At 71.9% G+C, this 16,969-nt stretch carries 18 protein-coding genes; 12 read left to right on the top strand and 6 right to left on the bottom strand.

Translation table 11 applies throughout. The annotated features are described in order from the left end of the window. Positions 1–4: 4 nt before the first annotated feature. The 4 genes from ACWEJ6_RS05045 to ACWEJ6_RS05030 all read left to right on the top strand — a co-directional run bounded on the left by ACWEJ6_RS05045 (position 5) and on the right by ACWEJ6_RS05030 (position 3,547). Positions 5–595, top strand: a complete 591-nt coding sequence (locus tag ACWEJ6_RS05045) for a class I SAM-dependent methyltransferase (protein ID WP_352350751.1) — start codon at positions 5–7, stop codon at positions 593–595. Continuing rightward, positions 592–1,131: a TrmH family RNA methyltransferase gene (locus ACWEJ6_RS05040; RefSeq protein WP_452421349.1), complete on the top strand. Its 540-nt coding sequence runs from the start codon at positions 592–594 to the stop codon at positions 1,129–1,131. Before ACWEJ6_RS05045 ends, ACWEJ6_RS05040 begins: the two co-directional genes overlap by 4 nt. A 34-nt stretch (positions 1,132–1,165) precedes the next feature. Then, positions 1,166–1,966 carry a glycerophosphodiester phosphodiesterase gene (locus ACWEJ6_RS05035; RefSeq protein WP_364337262.1) on the top strand — a complete coding sequence of 267 codons (801 nt, stop codon included), beginning with the start codon at positions 1,166–1,168 and terminating at the stop codon, positions 1,964–1,966. Positions 1,967–2,113: 147 nt separating this feature from the next. Next, on the top strand, positions 2,114–3,547 hold the full coding sequence (locus tag ACWEJ6_RS05030) for an MFS transporter (protein WP_452421347.1): 1,434 nt from the start codon (positions 2,114–2,116) through the stop codon (positions 3,545–3,547). A 3-nt stretch (positions 3,548–3,550) separates the two neighbouring features. On the opposite strand, the gene ACWEJ6_RS05025 is transcribed toward ACWEJ6_RS05030, so the two are convergent. Continuing rightward, positions 3,551–4,003: a hypothetical protein gene (locus ACWEJ6_RS05025; RefSeq protein WP_452421345.1), complete on the bottom strand. Its 453-nt coding sequence runs from the start codon at positions 4,001–4,003 to the stop codon at positions 3,551–3,553. Positions 4,004–4,116: 113 nt separating this feature from the next. Continuing rightward, a complete protein-coding gene (locus tag ACWEJ6_RS05020; RefSeq protein ID WP_352350760.1) occupies positions 4,117–4,596 on the bottom strand; it encodes a winged helix-turn-helix transcriptional regulator in 480 nt (159 codons plus the stop codon). A 33-nt stretch (positions 4,597–4,629) separates the two neighbouring features. On the opposite strand from ACWEJ6_RS05020, the gene ACWEJ6_RS05015 reads away from it, so the two are divergent. From ACWEJ6_RS05015 to ACWEJ6_RS05005, 3 genes are all read left to right on the top strand, one after another. After that, the gene (locus ACWEJ6_RS05015; protein ID WP_452421343.1) at positions 4,630–5,124 is read left to right on the top strand and encodes a hypothetical protein; all 495 of its coding nucleotides are present in this window, start codon (positions 4,630–4,632) and stop codon (positions 5,122–5,124) included. A 113-nt stretch (positions 5,125–5,237) separates the two neighbouring features. After that, complete coding sequence (locus tag ACWEJ6_RS05010) at positions 5,238–5,852, top strand: hypothetical protein (protein WP_452421341.1); 615 nt, start codon at positions 5,238–5,240, stop codon at positions 5,850–5,852. A gap of 153 nt (positions 5,853–6,005) precedes the next feature. Next, positions 6,006–6,350: an RNA polymerase-binding protein RbpA gene (locus ACWEJ6_RS05005; RefSeq protein ID WP_043625492.1), complete on the top strand. Its 345-nt coding sequence runs from the start codon at positions 6,006–6,008 to the stop codon at positions 6,348–6,350. Between the two features lie 60 nt (positions 6,351–6,410). Here the strand turns inward: ACWEJ6_RS05005 and ACWEJ6_RS05000 are convergent, their stop codons facing one another. Genes ACWEJ6_RS05000 through ACWEJ6_RS04985 form a run of 4 tightly spaced genes read right to left on the bottom strand, consistent with a single transcriptional unit; the run spans position 6,411 to position 11,970 of the window. Beyond that, entirely contained in the window at positions 6,411–7,394 is a 984-nt protein-coding gene (locus ACWEJ6_RS05000) for a DUF2804 domain-containing protein (protein ID WP_387675386.1), read from the bottom strand. Next, positions 7,381–9,087, bottom strand: a complete 1,707-nt coding sequence (locus tag ACWEJ6_RS04995; protein ID WP_452421338.1) for a glycoside hydrolase family 2 protein — start codon at positions 9,085–9,087, stop codon at positions 7,381–7,383. Before ACWEJ6_RS04995 ends, ACWEJ6_RS05000 begins: the two co-directional genes overlap by 14 nt. Then, complete coding sequence (locus ACWEJ6_RS04990) at positions 9,084–10,703, bottom strand: alpha-amylase family glycosyl hydrolase (protein WP_452421336.1); 1,620 nt, start codon at positions 10,701–10,703, stop codon at positions 9,084–9,086. The genes ACWEJ6_RS04995 and ACWEJ6_RS04990 overlap by 4 nt, the downstream gene beginning before the upstream one ends. Positions 10,704–10,719: 16 nt before the next feature. Next, a complete protein-coding gene (locus ACWEJ6_RS04985) occupies positions 10,720–11,970 on the bottom strand; it encodes an MFS transporter (protein ID WP_387675395.1) in 1,251 nt (416 codons plus the stop codon). 74 nt (positions 11,971–12,044) lie between these two features. On the opposite strand from ACWEJ6_RS04985, the gene ACWEJ6_RS04980 reads away from it, so the two are divergent. The 5 genes from ACWEJ6_RS04980 to ACWEJ6_RS04960 all read left to right on the top strand — a co-directional run bounded on the left by ACWEJ6_RS04980 (position 12,045) and on the right by ACWEJ6_RS04960 (position 16,963). After that, complete coding sequence (locus tag ACWEJ6_RS04980) at positions 12,045–12,680, top strand: TetR/AcrR family transcriptional regulator (protein WP_387675587.1); 636 nt, start codon at positions 12,045–12,047, stop codon at positions 12,678–12,680. 76 nt (positions 12,681–12,756) lie between these two features. Then, positions 12,757–13,881 carry a zinc-binding dehydrogenase gene (locus ACWEJ6_RS04975; protein ID WP_387675397.1) on the top strand — a complete coding sequence of 375 codons (1,125 nt, stop codon included), beginning with the start codon at positions 12,757–12,759 and terminating at the stop codon, positions 13,879–13,881. Positions 13,882–13,911: 30 nt separating this feature from the next. Continuing rightward, complete coding sequence (locus tag ACWEJ6_RS04970; RefSeq protein WP_387675400.1) at positions 13,912–15,270, top strand: ABC transporter substrate-binding protein; 1,359 nt, start codon at positions 13,912–13,914, stop codon at positions 15,268–15,270. Then, complete coding sequence (locus ACWEJ6_RS04965) at positions 15,267–16,151, top strand: carbohydrate ABC transporter permease (RefSeq protein WP_452421332.1); 885 nt, start codon at positions 15,267–15,269, stop codon at positions 16,149–16,151. The genes ACWEJ6_RS04970 and ACWEJ6_RS04965 overlap by 4 nt, the downstream gene beginning before the upstream one ends. After that, entirely contained in the window at positions 16,145–16,963 is an 819-nt protein-coding gene (locus tag ACWEJ6_RS04960; RefSeq protein WP_352324937.1) for a carbohydrate ABC transporter permease, read from the top strand. The genes ACWEJ6_RS04965 and ACWEJ6_RS04960 overlap by 7 nt, the downstream gene beginning before the upstream one ends. Positions 16,964–16,969 lie beyond the last annotated feature (6 nt).

The following is a 16,969-nucleotide window of genomic DNA, read 5'->3' as shown; positions in this document are numbered from 1 at the left end:
CCACGTGGCCCACTACTTCTCCGAACGTCCCGAGACCGCGAGCAGGCCGGGCTCGGTCGATCTGGTCCTGCCCGACCTGCACCTGCGGCTGGAGACCGACCGGGGCGTGTTCTCACCCGACCGGGTCGACGTCGGCACGCGCGCGCTGCTGGAGTCGGTCCCGCCGCCGCCGCAGGAGGGCGACCTGCTCGACCTGGGCTGCGGCTACGGGCCCATCGCGCTGACGATGGCCTCGCGGGCGCCCGGGGCGACGGTGTGGGCCGTCGACGTGAACCGGCGCAGCCTGGAGCTGACCGGACGGAACGCCCAGGCCGCCGGCCTTTACAAAGTAAGACCCGTTCATGTTGATGAAGTGCCGGATGACGTGAAATTTCGGGCCATCTGGTCCAATCCCGCCATCCGGATTGGCAAGCCGGCTCTGCACGAGATGCTCACCAGGTGGCTCACCCGGCTGACGCCCGACGGCGTCGCCTACCTGGTCGTCCAGAAACACCTCGGCTCGGACTCCCTGCAGCGCTGGCTCGGCGAGCAGGGCTGGCAGGCCTCCCGCGAGGCCTCCCGAGCCGCCTACCGCATATTGAAGGTGGCCCGATGAGAAGGCAGCTGCGCCCCACCGACGTCAAGCGGCTCAACCGCACCTGGCGCAGGAACACCGACAACCGGCTCGCGCTGATCCTGGAGTCGGTGACGGGCCCGTTCAACGTCGGCTCGATCTTCCGCAGCGCCGCGGCGTTCGGCGTCGACCAGATCTGGCTGGCGGGCAACGCCACGCCGCCCACCAACCCCAAGGCGGGCAAGACGGCGCTCGGCACCGAGCGCCTGGTCACCTGGCACGAGCCGGTCCCGGCCACCGAGGCGGTCAAGGCCGCCAAGGACGACGGCTACGCCGTGCTGGCCATCGAGCTGACCGGCGAGGCCGTGCCGCTGCACCGCGCCGACCTCGCCCGCGACGTGTGCCTGGTGGTCGGCAGCGAGGACCACGGCTGCTCCCCCGCCCTGCTGGAGGCCGTCGACGGCGTCTGCTACATCCCGCAGGTCGGGCGGGTCGGCTCGTTCAACGTGTCGGTGGCCGCGGCCATCGCGCTGGCCGAGGCGCGCCGCCAGGAGTGGGAGAATCTTCCCGAAACGTGACCGAACCGTCCACCATCGGAAGGGACACCGGGTCGTGCTCAGCCGTCGTTTCGCCTTTCTCGACCATCCGGGGCCGCTGGCCTTCGCCCACCGCGGCGGCGCGCTGGAGGGCGCCGAGAACTCCCTGGCGGCCTTCGAACGCGCGGTCGCGCTCGGCTACGACTACCTGGAGACCGACGCGCACGCCACCGCCGACGGCGTGCTGCTGGCCTTCCACGACCACACCCTCGACCGGGTGACCGACCGGCGGGGCCGCATCTCCGAGCTGCCCTACCGGGAGGTCCGGCAGGCCCGCATCGCCGGCGTGCACGAGATCCCGCTGCTGGAGGACCTGCTCGGCACGTGGCCGCAGGTGCGCTTCAACATCGACGTCAAGGAGGCGGCGGCCATCGCGCCGCTGGCCGAGGTGGTCCGCCGCACCAACGCCTACGACCGCGTCTGCCTGACGTCCTTCTCCGACGAGCGCCTGGTCATGGCCAGGGCCGCCATGGGCCGCGAGGTGTGCTCGGCGCTCGGCCCACGCGGTGTGGCCGCGCTGCGGGCCGCCGCCACCACCTCCGGCTACGGCCGGCTGCTGGCCCGCCTGTCGCGGGCCGGGATTCCGTGCGCGCAGGTGCCGGTCGGCTTCCGCGGCCTGCGCGTCACCACCCGCCGCCTGGTCCGCACGGCCCACGCCATCGGCATGCAGGTGCATGTGTGGACGATCAACGACACCGTCCGCATGGAGCACCTGCTCGACCTCGGCGTGGACGGCATCATGACCGACAACGTCACCGGCCTGCGCGACGTCCTCGAACGGCGAGGCCTGTGGCACCCGCGCGGCATGGCGGCCTGACCCGCCCGGCGGCGGCCACCTTCCTCTCCTGAGGTGATCACTGTAAGGTCATGGGCACGACACGTGGACGTGACCCACGACCTGCGAAGATGGGCACTTCGTCAGGCATGACCCCACCCCGTGGCCGCAGAGGAGCGACACGACACCATGGCCTCCACCGCACCCCCCGCGGCCCTCGACGACTCCCCCGCGGCGCGCCGCCGCGAGCAACGCGGCTGGTACTTCTACGACTGGGCCAACTCGGCGTTCTACACCACGATCATCTCGGTCTTCCTGGGCCCGTACCTGATCCCGGTCGCCAGGACCGCGGCCTGTGCCAAGGACTTCCCCGGCCTCGCGCCCGAGACGTGCGCGTCCCAGTTCGACGCGCTGGTCCTGCGCCACCCCGGCCTGGGGTACGTCGACGTGCTCGGCGCCGACATCAGGCCCGCGGCCTTCTTCGGGCTGACGCTGACGGTGGCGGTGTTCCTGCAGATCGTGTTCCTGCCCATCGTGGGCGCGCTGGCCGACCACACCGGCCGCAAGCGGGAGCTGCTCGGCGGGTTCGCCTACGTCGGCGCGCTGGCCACCATGGGCCTGTACTTCGTCGAGGGCGACCGCTACCTGCTGGGCGGCGTGCTGTTCGTGCTGGCCAACCTGGCCTACGGTTCCTCCGTGGTGGTCTACGACTCCTTCCTGCCGCAGATCTCCACCCCCGAGGAGCGCGACGGGGTCTCCTCGCGCGGCTGGGCGATCGGCTACCTCGGCGGCGGGCTGCTGCTCCTGCTCAACCTGGCGCTGTTCCTGCAGCACGACAGCCTGGGGCTGAGCGAGGGCATGGCGGTGCGCATCAGCATGATGTCGGCCGGCCTGTGGTGGGCGACGTTCACGGTCATCCCGCTGCTGCGGCTGCGCAACCGTCCCGTGGCGGCGCACGAGACCACGGCGCTGCGCTCGGTGCGCGGGAGCTTCCGCCAGCTCGGCCGTACGCTGGCCGAGCTGCGGCGGTACCCGCTGACGCTGCTGTTCCTGGTGGCCTACCTGGTCTACAACGACGGCGTGCAGACGGTCATCGGCAACAGCGCGGCCTTCGCCTCCGAGGCGCTCAAGCTGGACAAGACCGTCCAGATCACGGCGATCCTGATGGTGCAGTTCGTGGCGTTCTTCGGGGCGCTGCTGCTGGGGTGGCTGGCGCGCGGCTTCGGCACCAAGCGCACGGTGCTGGCCAGCCTGGTGTTGTGGACCGGGATCGTGGTGGTGGCGATGTTCGTCGGCGAGGGGCAGGCGCTGCAGTTCTACCTGATGGCCTTCGCCATCGCGATCGTGCTGGGCGGCACGCAGGCGTTGTCGCGGTCGTTGTTCTCGCAGGTGATCCCGAAGGGGCGGGAGGCGGAGTACTTCAGCCTGCTGCAGATCAGCGACAAGGGGTCGGCGTTCATCGGGTCGCTGACCGTGACGATCGCGCTGCAGGTCACCAACAGCTACCGGATCGCCATCGTGTCCATGATCATATTCTTCGTGGTGGGCTTCGTGCTGCTCGCCCTGACGAACCTGCCCAAGGCCATCAGGGCGGCCGGCAACGAGGTCCCGTCGCGGATCTGACCGTCAGGGGCCGTACCTGCGCGAGAGCCAGTACGAGGCGCCCACCAGGGCGCCGGTGCCCAGGATGGCCAGCAGCACCAGCGGGCCGACGTGCCCGCCGCCGGTCATGGTGCCGCTCTCCAGCCGGATCTCGGCCCGCCCGGGGGCCTCGGCCGGGCGGGTGACGGGCTCGGGGGGCCGGGAGTCGCGGGCCTCCAGGCCGGGGATGGCCTCGACGTCGTCGTCCCGGCGCGGGGCGTGGGCCTGTTTCCTGGCCGGTTCGCGCCGCCCGGACCGGGGGGCGGCGCGGTCGTCGTCACCGCCGTCACCGTCGTCACCGCTGTCGTCGTCATGGACGGCCTGGACGAGCGCCGGGGGTGGCCCGGCCGCCGCCTGGGCCGGAAGCAGCATCCCTCCCCCGGCGAGGACGAGCGCGAGCGCGGCGGCCGCCGCGGGCCAGCGTGGCATGAGATCCATCTACGCCTCCTGATCGACGTCGCGGTCCCCTCAGCCTGCGGGGCCGCCGTGGGGCGGCCGTGAGCGGGCCATGAGAGTCCTCTCACGAAGGGTCGCGCGTCAAACACGGAAGGTCACAGATCGGCGGCCAGGACCATGGTGCCCGGTCCCCGGGCGGCTCCGGGACCGGGCATCGGCAGCACGGTCTCGGCCGTGGCCTCGCCGCCGCAGTGGGGGCAGGTGACGACGGGCGTGAACTCCCGCCCGCAGGAGTGGACGAGCAGCGCGGGCGGCCCGCCGGGCGGGGTGGACCACCGGTCGCCCCAGGCCATGAGCGTCAGCAGGGCGGGCACGACGTCACGCCCGGCCTCGGTCAGCAGGTACTCGTGGCGCACCGGACGCTCCTGGTAGGGCCGTTTCTCCACGACCCCGGTGGCGACGAGATGGTCGAGCCGGCGGGCCAGCAGGTTGCGCGAGATGCCCAGGTCCTCGGCGAGGTCGTCGAACCTGCGCAGGCCGAGGAACAGGTCGCGCAGGATCAGGGGAGTCCACGGCTCGCCGATGACGCCGACGGCCTGGGCGATGGAGCAGTGCATCTCACCGAACCTGTTCATGCACCCATGATAGTGGGTTGATAATGTGAACCCATGACAGTTCACATTCAGGACTCACCCGCCGGCGCATACCGGCGGGCCGGCGAGGCGCACGACGCCCAGGCGCTCAAGGCCACCCTCGCCGACGGCGTGGTGTTCCACTCCCCGCTGAGCTACCGGGCCAGGTTCGAGGGCCTGACACAGGTGGGAGCGCTGTTCGAAGCGGTCTTCGACGTGCTGTCGGACCTGCGCTACCAGAGCGACATCGGCGACGGCCGCATCCGCATGCTCACGGCGACCGCCCGGGTGGGCCGCCAGCCGCTGAACGAGGTGGCCCAGCTCGAAATGGACGACGACGGCCTGGTCCGGGAGATCACCATGTGGATCAGGCCACTGCCGGGACTGACCGCGCTGATGGCCGCCCTGGGCCCGCGCATCGCCAGGGACAAGGGCAAACCGGGCCTTCCGCTGCTGGTGGGGGCGGCCTCCGCGCCGCTGGCCGCGATGACGAGGTTCGGCGACCGGACCCTGGTGCCGCTGCTGGCCTGACCTCCGCGCTGCGGCCATCGCTCTGAACAGAGAGCAGTGCTCTTGACACGGGAACACCTGTCACGAGAGCATTGCTCTCACAACAGAGCAACGCCCTCAGCCAGGAGTTATCCATGACCTCCCCCCGCCTCACCTCCGCCGCCTTCGCCCTCGGCGGCGTGCTGCTGTTCGTCTACCCGGTGGTGCGGCCGTCCGGCGACGACGCCGTCGCCATGGCCTCGACCGCGTGGGTCACCGGCCATCTGGCCGCGATGCTCGGCTTCGTGCTGCTCGGGCTGGGCACGCTCGGGCTGCACCAGGTGCTCGGCGACCGCCTGTCGCTGCGCGCGGCCGCGGTGACCTGGGCCGGAGCCGGCCTGACACTCCCCTACTACGGGGCCGAGGACTTCGGCCTGCACGTGATCGCGCAACGTTCCCTGCGCGACGGCGCGCCCGCGCTGATGGAGCTGGCCGAGCTGTTCCGCTTCGACCCGCTCGCGGTCACCCTGTTCGCCGCCGGGCTGGCACTGCTGGGCGCCGGAACGGTGATGGCGGCCGTGGCCGTGTGGCGTTCGGGGATCCTGCCCAAGGGGGCCGGGACGGCGCTCGCGCTGGGTCTGGCGCTGTTCATCCCGCAGTTCTTCGGCCCGTACCCGGTGCGGATCGCGCACGGGGCGCTCATCATGATCGGCGGGTTGTGGCTGGCGGCGAGCCTGCTCAGAGCCCCGCGGACGACCGCCGCGGCCTGAGGACAAGGGACCGCTGGGAGCGGGCTCGAATACCCGAGGCCCCAAGCGCGATTGGATCACCCCGCGGGTGGGAATCCCATCACGGTACCAAGCGTTAGACACCGTGGGAGACAGACCCCCCACGTATGGGGGCCCTGTAGGAGGCATTTAGACATGGGCGAGCGCGCGCTTCGTGGCACCCGGCTCGGGGCAACCAGCTACGAGAACGACCGTAACACGGATCTGGCCCCACGCCAGGAGGTGTCCTACACCTGTCCTAAGGGCCATCGCTTCGAGGTTCCGCTTGCCGCCGAGGCCGAGATCCCCGCGACCTGGGAGTGCCGCATGTGCGGCGCGACCGCGGTGCGGGTCGACGGTGAGCAGCCGGAGTCGAAGAAGACCAAGCCCCCACGGACTCATTGGGACATGCTGCTGGAGCGGCGGTCCATCGAGGATTTGGAAGAGGTGCTCAACGAGAGGCTCGCGGTCTTGCGCGCCCAGCGCCGCAAGAGCGCCTGACCACTTCTCACGGTGAAAACCCCCGGGCGACGCCCGGGGGTTTTGCTGTGCCCGCCCGCGCTACCAGCGCTGACGCGCCTCCTCGGCCCAGCCGGTGAGGCCGTCGAGGTCCACCCACGCGCCGTCGTCGTCCTGGACGCGGCCGGAGAAGTGGCCGAAGCACTGGTGGGTCTCGCTGGCCACCACGCCCAGCTGGGTGCGGGCCACCTTCTCGTGGAACGGCCGGAACTCCACCTCGACCCGCGGGCCGGTGATCCGCCAGGGGCGCAGCCAGTCGCCGCGGTCGTAGGTCCACTCCAGCTCGTCGCCGATCTTGTGCAGCCGGCCGCCGGTGAACAGGGCGTTCTCGGTGACGCCGGTGCCGTCGGTCCACTTGCCGCCGAGCTGGACGGACCGGCCGGGCCCGCTGCCCGCCGCCCAGTTCCAGGTGACCGCGTACGGCCACTTCCCCCGGCCGTGGTCGAGCACCGCGAAGGAGTCGGCGGGGTCGATCGCGAACTCGTCCGGGCCGAGGCGCAGGCGTCCGCGTGCCGGGCGGCCGACGTCCTTGACCGTGTACTGGAACCGGTTCGGGCCCCAGGGGACCACGACGCCGAGCGACTCGTGGCCCTCCGGCAGCGGCACCTCCAGGTCGATCCGCACGCCGGGGGCGGTGGCGCGGATGACGGTGGCGGCCGGGTCCTGCCGGATGTCGATCGCCAGCCCGCCGCCGCGCACGGACACCGTCCCGGCGCCGCTGCGGTCGGGGAAGGAGGCGCCGCGGGCCAGCGGCACGACGACGTCCTTGGCGAACTCCGCGCCGGTGGCCCGGTCGAGCACGTAGACGCCGTGCACCCCGGCGTAGTCGAGCGAGGAGGCCACCAGGCCGATGATGTGGGAGGGGGTGACGACGCCCCAGTACTCCCAGCGCTTGCGCCGTCCCCAGCCGCGCAGGTCGGCCCGGTGCAGCGGCCTGCGGGTCCAGCCGACGGCGGCCGGGTTCAGCCGCCCGCCGGGCAGGCACAGGTCGGCGGGGGCGGTGAGCTCCCGTTCATGGGTGGTCATGGAAGGCGAGCCTCCTCGTGACGGAGCGGATGAGGTCGGCGGGCAGCTTCAGCTCGGCCCGGTCGTAGGTGAGCAGGCCGTTCAGCTCGTCCTCGACGTCGGAGAGCTGGGTGTAGACGGTGGCGCTCAGGCCCTGGCGGATGGCCGGGACGATCTGCTCCTCGTGCAGTCGGACGAACGCCGCGCCCAGCTCGTCGGCGGTGCGGTAACGCCGGTAGCCGAACTCCTTCTCGCCCCAGGTGTGGCCCTCGACGGCCAGGCTGTAGCCACCGTACTCGGTCAGGGCCAGGACGCGGCCGTCCGGGCGGGGCGGGCGGAAGCGGCGGAAGTAGACGTGCAGGCTGAGCAGGTCGCCCGCGCCCTGGTCGTGCCAGCCGCTGGCGTGGTCGATCGTGCGGGTGGGGTCCAGGCGGGCCAGCTCCCCGGCGATCCGCGCGGCGTCGAACTGGCCCCAGCCCTCGTTGAACGGCACCCAGACCGCCAGGCCGACCACGTTGCGCAGGTGCTCGACGGTCTCGCGCAGCTCGGCCTCGAACGCGGCCCGCCCGGCGGCGTCGGCCCGTCCGAAGCGGTGGTGGCGGCGGTCGTCCAGGCGCAGCGGCAGCAGCGCGGGGGTGGTGACGACCAGCGGCCGGTAGGTCTCGCCGCCGTTGACCAGGTCCTGCCAGACGAGCATGCCGAGCCGGTCGCAGTGGTGGTACCAGCGCAGCGGCTCAATCTTGATGTGCTTGCGCAGCATGGTGAAGCCGAGCTGTTTCATCATGACGATGTCGTCGACCATGGCCTCGTCCGAGGGCGGCGTGTAGAGGCCGTCGGGCCAGTAACCCTGGTCGAGGATGCCGGCGTGGAAGTACGGCCGACCGTTCAGCAGCAGCCGGGGCACGCCGTCGGCGTCGGGGCCGACGGAGAAGGAACGCATGCCGACGTAGCCGCGGACACGGTCCTCGCCGAGCGAGACGCGCACGTCGTACAGGAAGGGGTCCTCGGGGCTCCACGGGCGCGCGCCGGGCAGCGGGACGCGCACCGGCCGCCCGGCGGGGACGGTGGCGCGGGCCGCCACCCGGCCGCCGGCCAGGATCTCGACCTCGGCCTCGCCGCCCGCGGCGTGCACGGTCACCTCGACGCACTCCTCGGCGAGCACCGGCGTCAGCGTGAGCCGTTCCACGTGCCGATCCGGCACGCGCTCGGCCCAGACGGTCTGCCAGATGCCCGACTGGGCGGTGTACCAGATGCCGCCGCGGCGCAGCCGCTGCTTGCCGCGCGACTGCCGGCCGGTGTCGCTGTCGTCCTGGACGGCCACGTCGAGGGTGTTGACGCCCTCGGTCAGCGCGTCGGTGACGTCGAAGGAGAACGGCAGGTAGCCGCCGCTGTGGCCGCCCACCTCGACGTCGTTGACCCACACCCGGCAGGTCTGGTCGACGGCGCCGAAGTGCAGGAGCACCCGCCCGCCCCCAGGCCCGGCGGGCGGGTCGAACGTGCGGCGGTACCACAGGGTCTCCCCCGGCAGCAGCTGCCGGCCGACGCCGGACAGCGGCGCCTCCGGCGAGTACGGCACGAGGATGTCGCCGTCGTACGACGCGGGCCGCGAGCCGTCGTTGATCGCGTACCGCCAGCGGCCGTTGAGGTTGACGTAGCTGTCGCGGACGAGCTGGGGCCGGGGGTACTCCGGCAGCGGGGTCGGGTCGCCGGTCACGAGAGCCACACCGCCGTGTCGGCGGGCAGGGTGGCGCCGTCCAGGGGGCCGCTGGCCAGCAGGACGTCGTGGTGCGGGGGCAGCGGCACCGTGTCCGGGCCGAAGTTGACCATGAGGGTGAAGCCGGGCTCGCGGCTGAGGGCCAGCACGCCGGGCGGCGCGTCGAGCCAGGTCAGGTCGCCGTCGCCGAGCGCGGGATGCTCGCGGCGCAGGGCGATGGCGGCGCGGTGGAGGTTGAGGGTGGAGCCGGGGTCGTCGCGCTGGGCGGCGACGGTGAGGTGCGCCCAGTCGGCCGGCTGGGGCAGCCAGGTGCCGCCCGGCCCGAACCCGTACGGCGCGGACGTGCCCGACCAGGGCAGCGGCACGCGGCAGCCGTCCCTGCCGATGAAGGCGCGGCCGGTGCGCTCGAACATGGGGTCCTGCCGCGCCTGCGCCGGCATGTCGAGGTATTCGGGCAGGCCCAGCTCGTCGCCCTGGTAGAGGTAGGCGGCGCCGGGCAGGGCGAGCAGCAGCAGCGTGGCGGCGCGGGCGCGCCTGAGGCCGAGCTCGCGGTCCACGGCGACCTTGCCGAGCAGCACGTCGGCGGTGGGGGCGCGGACGAGGTCCTGGTCGATGCCGAACCTGGTCGCCATCCGCGGCACGTCGTGGTTGCCCAGCACCCAGGGGATCGAGCCGCCCGTCTCGCGGGCCAGCCGGTGGGACTCCTCGATCACCGCGCGGAACTCCCCGGCCGACCACGGCAGGGGCATCAGGCGGAAGTTGAACAGCTGGGCCAGGCCGTCGCCGGTGAGGTAGGGCCGGGCCTGGGCGGGGTCGGCGAACCAGATCTCGGCCACCGTGCCGCGCGGCCCGGGATAGGCGGCCAGGATCTTGCGCCAGGACCGGTACAGCTCCAGCAGCTCGGGCTGGTGCTCGTACGGCACCGCGGACCGTCCGGGCGCCAGCGGCGCGCCCTGGCTGCCGGGGACGACGTCGGGCAGGCCGTCCTCCTTGAACAGCATGGCGGCGACGTCGATGCGGAACCCGGACACGCCGCGGTCCAGCCAGAACCGCAGCACGTCCTCGAACATGGCGGTGACGCCGGGGTGCCGCCAGTTCCAGTCGGGCTGGGCGGAGTCGAACAGGTGCAGGTACCACTGGCCGTCGGGGGCCTGGGTCCAGGCGGGGCCGCCGAACATGGACTGCCAGTTGTTGGGCTCGTCGCGGAAGACGAACCAGTCGCGCTCGGGGCTGCCGGGGCCGGCCGCCAGGGCCTGCTGGAAGCGCGGGTGGGCGGCGGAGCAGTGGTTGGGCACGATGTCGACGATGACCTTGATGTCCCGGGCGGTGGCCGCGGCCACGTAGGCGTCGAAGTCGGCCAGCGTGCCGTAGCGGGGGTCCACGTCGGTGTAGTCGGCGACGTCGTAGCCGCCGTCGGCCAGCGGCGAGGGGTAGAACGGGCTAAGCCAGACGGCGTCCACGCCCAGGTCGGCCAGGTGGTCCAGGCGGGCCAGCGCGCCGGGCAGGTCGCCCTGGCCGTCGCCGTCGGCGTCGGCGAAGCTGCGGGGGTAGATCTGGTAGACGACGGCCTCGCGCCACCAGGCGTCGCCGTCGAAGGCTGCCAGACCGTCGGACACTGTGTTGACGGACGCTTTATCGGACACTGCGGATTCTCCAGATGAGGCAGGCGCCGAGCGCGGCGAAGGCCGCCGCGACGGCGTACATGAGCGGGTAGCCGCCCGCGGAGGTGACCAGGGGCGCGGCGATGACCGGCCCGAACGTGCCGGAGGCGGAGTTGGCCAGGCTGACGATCCCCAGGTCCTTGCCGCGGTCGGCGTCGGCGGGCAGGAGCTGGGTGACCATGGCCTGGTCCACGGCGGCAAACATGCCGTAACCCGCGCCGAGCAGGACGCTGGCGGCGATCGCGGCGGGCCAGCTGGTCAGGAAGGTCAGCACGAGCCCGGAGGCGGCCATCGTGAGCCCGCCGACGAAGACGGCCGTGCGGCGGTTGCCGAACCGGTCCGACAACCAGCCCGCGACCAGGGTGGGCGCGACGCTGCTCAGCGTGAAGACCGCGACCAGCACCACGACGCCCTGCTCGACGGTGGAGCCGGGGAAGAGCGCCTCGTAGCCGACGCCGTCGCGCAGGTAGTACTGCAGGTAGCCGATGGCCATGGCGAGGGTGAGGGTGATCAGGAAGCGGCTCAGCCAGGCCCAGGCGAAGTCGGGGTGCCTGCGCGGGCTCACCTTGAAGCTGCGCAGCAGCGAGCGCGGCCCGAACGGCGGCAGGTCGGCCGGCGCGCTCGCGGGCTCCTTGGTGAACAGGCTGAACGGCAGCACCAGCAGCAGCACCAGGACGGCCATCGCGACGAACCCGGCCTGCGAGCCGGTCGCCACGACGGTGACCACGACGCCGCCCAGCAGCGGCCCGGCGAGCTGGCCCACGCCCGCCAGCGCCGAGGCCTTGCCGCGCTGGCTGATCGGCACCTGGTCGGGCACGGTGGCGATGGCGGTGGCGAGGGCGGCGGTGAAGGCGAGCTGGGCGACCGCCCAGCCGACGACCAGCCCGGCCAGGGAGTCCTGACGGGACAGGAAGACCAGGGACGCGGCGCAGACCAGCGCGCCGCCCGCGATCCAGGGGCGGCGCCGGCCCATCCGGGCGCGGGTGCGGTCGGACAGGGCTCCGAACAGCGGGTTGGCCACGATCGTGCAGACGGCGGCGACGGCGAAGACCACCGCCAGCGACGCCTCCTTGTGCTGCGGATCGATGCGCGCCACGTGGGAGGGGAGCAGGATCTGGTTTCCGACGGTCATCGCCATGATGACCCCCATCTGGGCCAGCGCCAGCAGGGACATCCAGCCCGCGGACACCCGTCTGTCAGGCGCGAGGCGCGGTTCGGCCATGCAGGTCCTCCCTGGGGGGAACGTGAGAGGATGTCACGTTAGAACATGACAGGTCGTTATGTTAAGACTTGTTCGTGGAGAACCCCGGCATCCGGCGCCGACCGGTCCAGCGGCGCAGCATCGACAGGGTCGAACGCATCCTCGACGCCTGCGCCCGTCTGCTGGACGAGGTCGGCCTGGACGCCCTGACGATCTCCGACGTCGCCAGGAGCGCCGGTGTGCCCTCCGGCACGATCTACCAGTTCTTCGACGGCAAGCCGGGCATGCTGCGCGAGCTGGCGCTGCGCAACCTGGAGGTGCTGCTGGCCCGGCTGCGGGCCAGGGTGGCCGAGGAGCCGCCGCTGACCTGGCCGCGGGCGGCGGAGCTGGTGCTGGCCGAGACGGTGGAGATGCGCAGGAGCGTGCCGGGCTTCACCGTGGTCGACTTCGCCGACACCCGGCCGGGCGGCCCGTCGTTCCTGCCCGCCGGGCGGGTGCGGGAGAGCGGGGACGTGCTGGCCGAGCGGCTCTACCACTTCGCGCTGGAGGAGGCGGGGCTGCCGGCGCTGCCGGATCCGTACCGGGTGATGCGGCTGGCGATCCAGTGCACGGCGGCGGTGTTGCACCTGACGTTCTCCGCGACGCCGCAGGGCGATCCGGCCATGATCGAGCAAGGACGCAGGCTGCTGCGGGCCTACTTCGTGGACGTGGCCTCAGAAACATTCCGGTAACAAGGATTGACCGTTCAAAACCGGACGAACTACCGTCTTCCACATTCTATAGAAAGCAGAATGCAGGAGGCGGTGCATGGACGCGACGGCACGCGCGGCGATCGTCACCGACGTCGCGGGAGCGGTGGAGGTGCGCGAGTACGGCCTGCCGCAGCCCGGTCCGGGAGAGTTCGTCCTGGAGGTCGAGCTGTGCGGCATGTGCGGCACGGACGCCCACATCTACCGGGGCCGGCTGGCCAGCGTGCGCTTCCCCGCGCTGCTCGGGCACGAGATCGTCGGCCGGCTGGCCGCGCTCGGCGACGGCGTCGCGACCGACCACGCGGGACGGCCGGTGGCCGTCGGCGACCGGGTGGGCGTCTTCCCGTCGCTGAGCTGCGGCCGGTGCTTCGAATGCCAGGTGCGCCGCAGGCCGGGCAGCTGCCCCGACCGGCGGCCGTCCTACGGGTTCGCCTCCCCCGCCGACCGGCCGCCGTACCTGACCGGCGGCTTCGCCACCCACCTGTACGCCTCGAACGCGGGAACGGTGTTCTACCGGACCGAGCTGCCCGCCGAGGTCGCCGTGCTGCAGGAGCCGCTGTCGGTGGCCCTGCACGGTGTGGAACGTTCCGCGATCCGGATCGGCTCCACCGTCGTGGTCCAGGGGGTCGGCGCGATCGGCCTGATGGCCGTGGTCGCCGCCCGCGCCGCCGGGGCGGCCAGGGTGGTCGCCGTCGGCGCGCCGGGCGCCCGCCTGGAACTGGCCGCGCTGCTCGGCGCGGACACCGTCGTCGATCTCGGTGAGGGGCCCGCCGGGCGCCGCCGGGCGGTGTTCGACGCGCTGGGACGCGCCGGCGCCGACGCCGTCATCGGCACCGCGGGCTCCCCCGAGGCGTTCACCGAGGCGCTCGGCCTGGTCGCCGACGGCGGCGTGCTGGCCGAGCTGGGCAACTTCACCGACCGCGGCGCCGTCCCCTTCAACCCCTACAGCGACCTGCTGAAGCGGGACCTCACGATCGCCGGCGTCTACGGCGCCGGCCCCGACATGCAGCGCCGCTACCACCAGGCGCTGACGATCCTGGAACGCGGCGGCAGCCCCTTCGAGCGCGTGGTCAGCCACCGCGTGCCGCTCGGCCGGGTCCGCGAGGCGCTCGAAGCCCTGGGCTCGGGCCACCCCCTGGACGGCCGGGACGTCGTCAAGCTCGCCGTCGACCCCTCCGCCTGAAATCCCCCATTCCCCTCCGGGAGGACACCCGTGTTGAACAACACCCGGCTCGTCACGGCCGCGGCCGTGCTCGCGCTCAGCGTCGCCGCCTGCGGCTCGTCGTCGCAGGAGGTCGCGGCCGACGGCGGCGGCCTCGGCACGGCGCAGGCCCCGGTGTCGATCCGCGTGATCGCCAACGACGCGTTCGCCAAGCAGTGGCAGGACAAGCTCGTGCCGGAGTTCGCCAAGAAGTACCCGAACATCAAGGTCACCGTCGACGGCATCCCCTACAACGACCAGCTGCCCAAGACGATGCTGGAGCTGACCGGCACCACCGCCACCTACGACGTGGTGCTCGCCGACGACCCCTGGCTGCCGCAGCTCGCCAAGACCGGTGCCCTGTACGACCTCAAGGGCCCCGAGCTGGCCAAGTGGAACGACCCCGGCTACGACTGGGCCGACTTCAACCCCTCGCCGCTGGCCGCCGGGGAGTGGGAGGGCAAGCAGTACGCCGTGCCCGTGCGCTCCAATTTGCTGCTGATGTTCTACAACAAGTCGCTGTACAAGAAGGCCGGCGTGGCCGAGCCGACCGCCCAGACGACCTGGGAGCAGTACTTCAAGGACGCCCCCAAGCTCGTCCAGGACACCGACGGCGACGGCAGGACCGACTCCTGGGCCGTGGGCACGTACTTCACCAAGGATCCGTTGACCCCCACCGTGTGGCAGACCGTGCTCAACTCCGACGGCGGCAAGATCCTGGACGGCACGAAGGTCGCCTTCGGCGGCCCGGCGGGCGTCAAGGCCCTGCAGACGCAGGTCGACCTGCTCAAGTACGCGCCGCCCGGGGCCAGCACGTACCAGTTCAACGAGCCGCTGGAGGCCTTCCGGCAGGGCAAGACGGCCACCATGTTCATGTGGGGCAGCGTCTACAAGGGCACCGCCGTGGACAAGGAGACCACCACCCTGACCCCCGAGCAGGTGGGCCTCACCACCCTGCCCGCCGGATCGACCTCGCCGGGCGCCCACCGCGGCATCTGGACGGCGGGCATCTCCAAGAAGTCCACGCACCCGGCCGCCGCCTGGACCTGGCTGCAGTGGGTGACCTCCAAGGAGGGCGAGCAGTTCACCGGCAAGGCGTTCGGCACCTTCCCCGCCCGCAACTCCAGCCTCGACGGCACGCCGCCGGCCGAGTGGGCGGGCCCGGTCTACAAGGCGCTCAAGGACGGCTACGAGGTCGTCTCCAAGGGTGAGATGTGGCGGCCCAGGCTGCCCGAGTCCGACGCCGTGCAGCAGATCCTGGCGCTGCAGACCAGCCGGGCCATGTCCGGGCAGGCCACCGCGCAGCAGGCGATCGACCAGGCCGCCAAGGAGATCGGCGACCTGCTGACGGCCAAGGGCTACAACCAGTGAGGCGTGCCCGACTGGGAGAGCCAGGCACGGCCTGGCTCTTCCTGGCCCCCGCCCTGCTGCTGCTGGCGGGCATGCTGCTCTACCCGATCCTCTACACGGCCTGGGTGAGCGTGTCCGACTTCGACCTGGCCTCCTTCCAGCCGTCCGGATGGGTCGGCTGGCGGCACTACGAGGCCGTGCTGCGCGATCCGGGCTTCCTGGACTCGCTCCGGGTCACCGGCGTCTACCTGGTGATCGCGCTGCCGTTGCAGATGGTGCTCGGGTTCGCCATCGCGTTCCTGCTCAACGTCGCCTGGCGGGGCCGGGGCGTGCTGCGCGCCCTGTTCCTCATCCCGATGGTGGTGGCCCCCGTGGTCGCCGGCGGCGTGTGGCGGATGTTGCTCGACCCGCTGTGGGGCGTCGTCAACTACGCCCTCGGCCTGGTCGGCGTCGGGCCCGTCGAGTGGATCGGCGACCCGACGCTGGCCATGGTCAGCCTGATCGTCATCGACACCTGGCGCTGGACGCCGTTCGTGGTGCTCATCGCCTCGGCCGGGATCATGGCGCTGCCCGGCGACGTGTACGAGGCCGCCCGCTCCGACGGCGCCGGCCGCTGGGCGATCCTGCGGCGCATCACGTTGCCGCTGCTGGTGCCGGTGATGGCCGCCGCGTTCGTGGTGCGCTGGCTGGGCGCGGTCAAGATGTTCGACATCGCGCTGGCCGCCACCAGGGGCGGGCCGGGCAACTCGACCAACGTCATCAACCTCTACATCTACGAGAAGGGGTTCCGGAGCCTGGAGTTCGGCTCGGCCTCCTCGATGGCGACGATCGTCCTGGTCCTGACGATGTTGATCACCTTTGTCCTGTTCCGCGTGACCCGGCGTCTGGAGAACCGATGGTGAGACGGTACGCGGCCGTCACCGGGGCCGTCCTGGTGACGCTGGCCTTCCTGTTCCCCGTGCTCTACATGGTCTCGATCTCGTTCAAGCTGCCCAGGGACATCTTCACGGTGCCGCCGCGATGGCTGAGCGAGTTCACCCTCGACAACTACGTCAGCTACTTCCAGCAGGCGCGCATCCTGCCCCGCATGGTCAACACGGTCATCGTGGCGGCCGGCGCCTCGGCCATCTCCATGGTCGCCGGCTCGATGGCCGGGTACGCGCTGTCGCGGCTGCGGATGCGCGGCGCGGGCGTGGTGGGCGGGCTGATCCTGGCCTCGCGCGCGGTGCCGCCGATCGCGCTGGTGGTGCCGCTGTTCCTGGTGGCCAGGAAGCTCGGGCTGACCGACCAGTACATCACCGTGATCCTGGCGTACGTGACCTTCCTGGTGCCGTACGTGGTGTGGCTGATGCGGGCCTTCTTCCGCGGCCTGCCCAAGGAGCTGGAGGAGGCGGCGATGATCGACGGCTGCTCGCGGTTCGGGGCGTTCTTCCGGATCATCGTGCCGACGAGCCTGACCGGCCTGGTCTCCACGTTGATCTTCTGCATCATCCTGGCCTGGGAGGAGCTGCTGTTCGCGCTGATCCTCACCAACGACCGGGCGGTCACCATCCCCGTCGCCATCGCCGGGATCGCGGCCGACACCGAGAAGGGCGGGATGTGGGGGCCGCTGGCCGCGGTCGGCGTGCTGACCGTGCTGCCCGTGGTGGTCTTCGCGCTGCTGGTGCAGAAGTACCTGATCAAGGGTCTCGCGGACGGCGCGACCAAGGGGTGAGGAGCC

The organism is Nonomuraea sp. NPDC004702 (assembly GCF_053601695.1).
This window is presented reverse-complemented; position numbering and strand designations above follow the sequence as displayed.

Excerpts from the sequence above, each read along its gene's own strand:
- ACWEJ6_RS05040 (WP_452421349.1), top strand. The coding sequence starts at position 592 with ATGAGAAGGCAGCTGCGCCCCACCGACGTCAAGCGGCTCAACCGCACC.
- ACWEJ6_RS05030 (WP_452421347.1), top strand. The coding sequence starts at position 2,114 with ATGGCCTCCACCGCACCCCCCGCGGCCCTCGACGACTCCCCCGCGGCG.
- ACWEJ6_RS05025 (WP_452421345.1), bottom strand. The coding sequence starts at position 4,003 with ATGGATCTCATGCCACGCTGGCCCGCGGCGGCCGCCGCGCTCGCGCTC.
- ACWEJ6_RS05020 (WP_352350760.1), bottom strand. The coding sequence starts at position 4,596 with ATGAACAGGTTCGGTGAGATGCACTGCTCCATCGCCCAGGCCGTCGGC.
- ACWEJ6_RS05015 (WP_452421343.1), top strand. The coding sequence starts at position 4,630 with ATGACAGTTCACATTCAGGACTCACCCGCCGGCGCATACCGGCGGGCC.
- ACWEJ6_RS05010 (WP_452421341.1), top strand. The coding sequence starts at position 5,238 with ATGACCTCCCCCCGCCTCACCTCCGCCGCCTTCGCCCTCGGCGGCGTG.
- ACWEJ6_RS05005 (WP_043625492.1), top strand. The coding sequence starts at position 6,006 with ATGGGCGAGCGCGCGCTTCGTGGCACCCGGCTCGGGGCAACCAGCTAC.
- ACWEJ6_RS05000 (WP_387675386.1), bottom strand. The coding sequence starts at position 7,394 with ATGACCACCCATGAACGGGAGCTCACCGCCCCCGCCGACCTGTGCCTG.
- ACWEJ6_RS04985 (WP_387675395.1), bottom strand. The coding sequence starts at position 11,970 with ATGGCCGAACCGCGCCTCGCGCCTGACAGACGGGTGTCCGCGGGCTGG.
- ACWEJ6_RS04975 (WP_387675397.1), top strand. The coding sequence starts at position 12,757 with ATGGACGCGACGGCACGCGCGGCGATCGTCACCGACGTCGCGGGAGCG.
- ACWEJ6_RS04960 (WP_352324937.1), top strand. The coding sequence starts at position 16,145 with ATGGTGAGACGGTACGCGGCCGTCACCGGGGCCGTCCTGGTGACGCTG.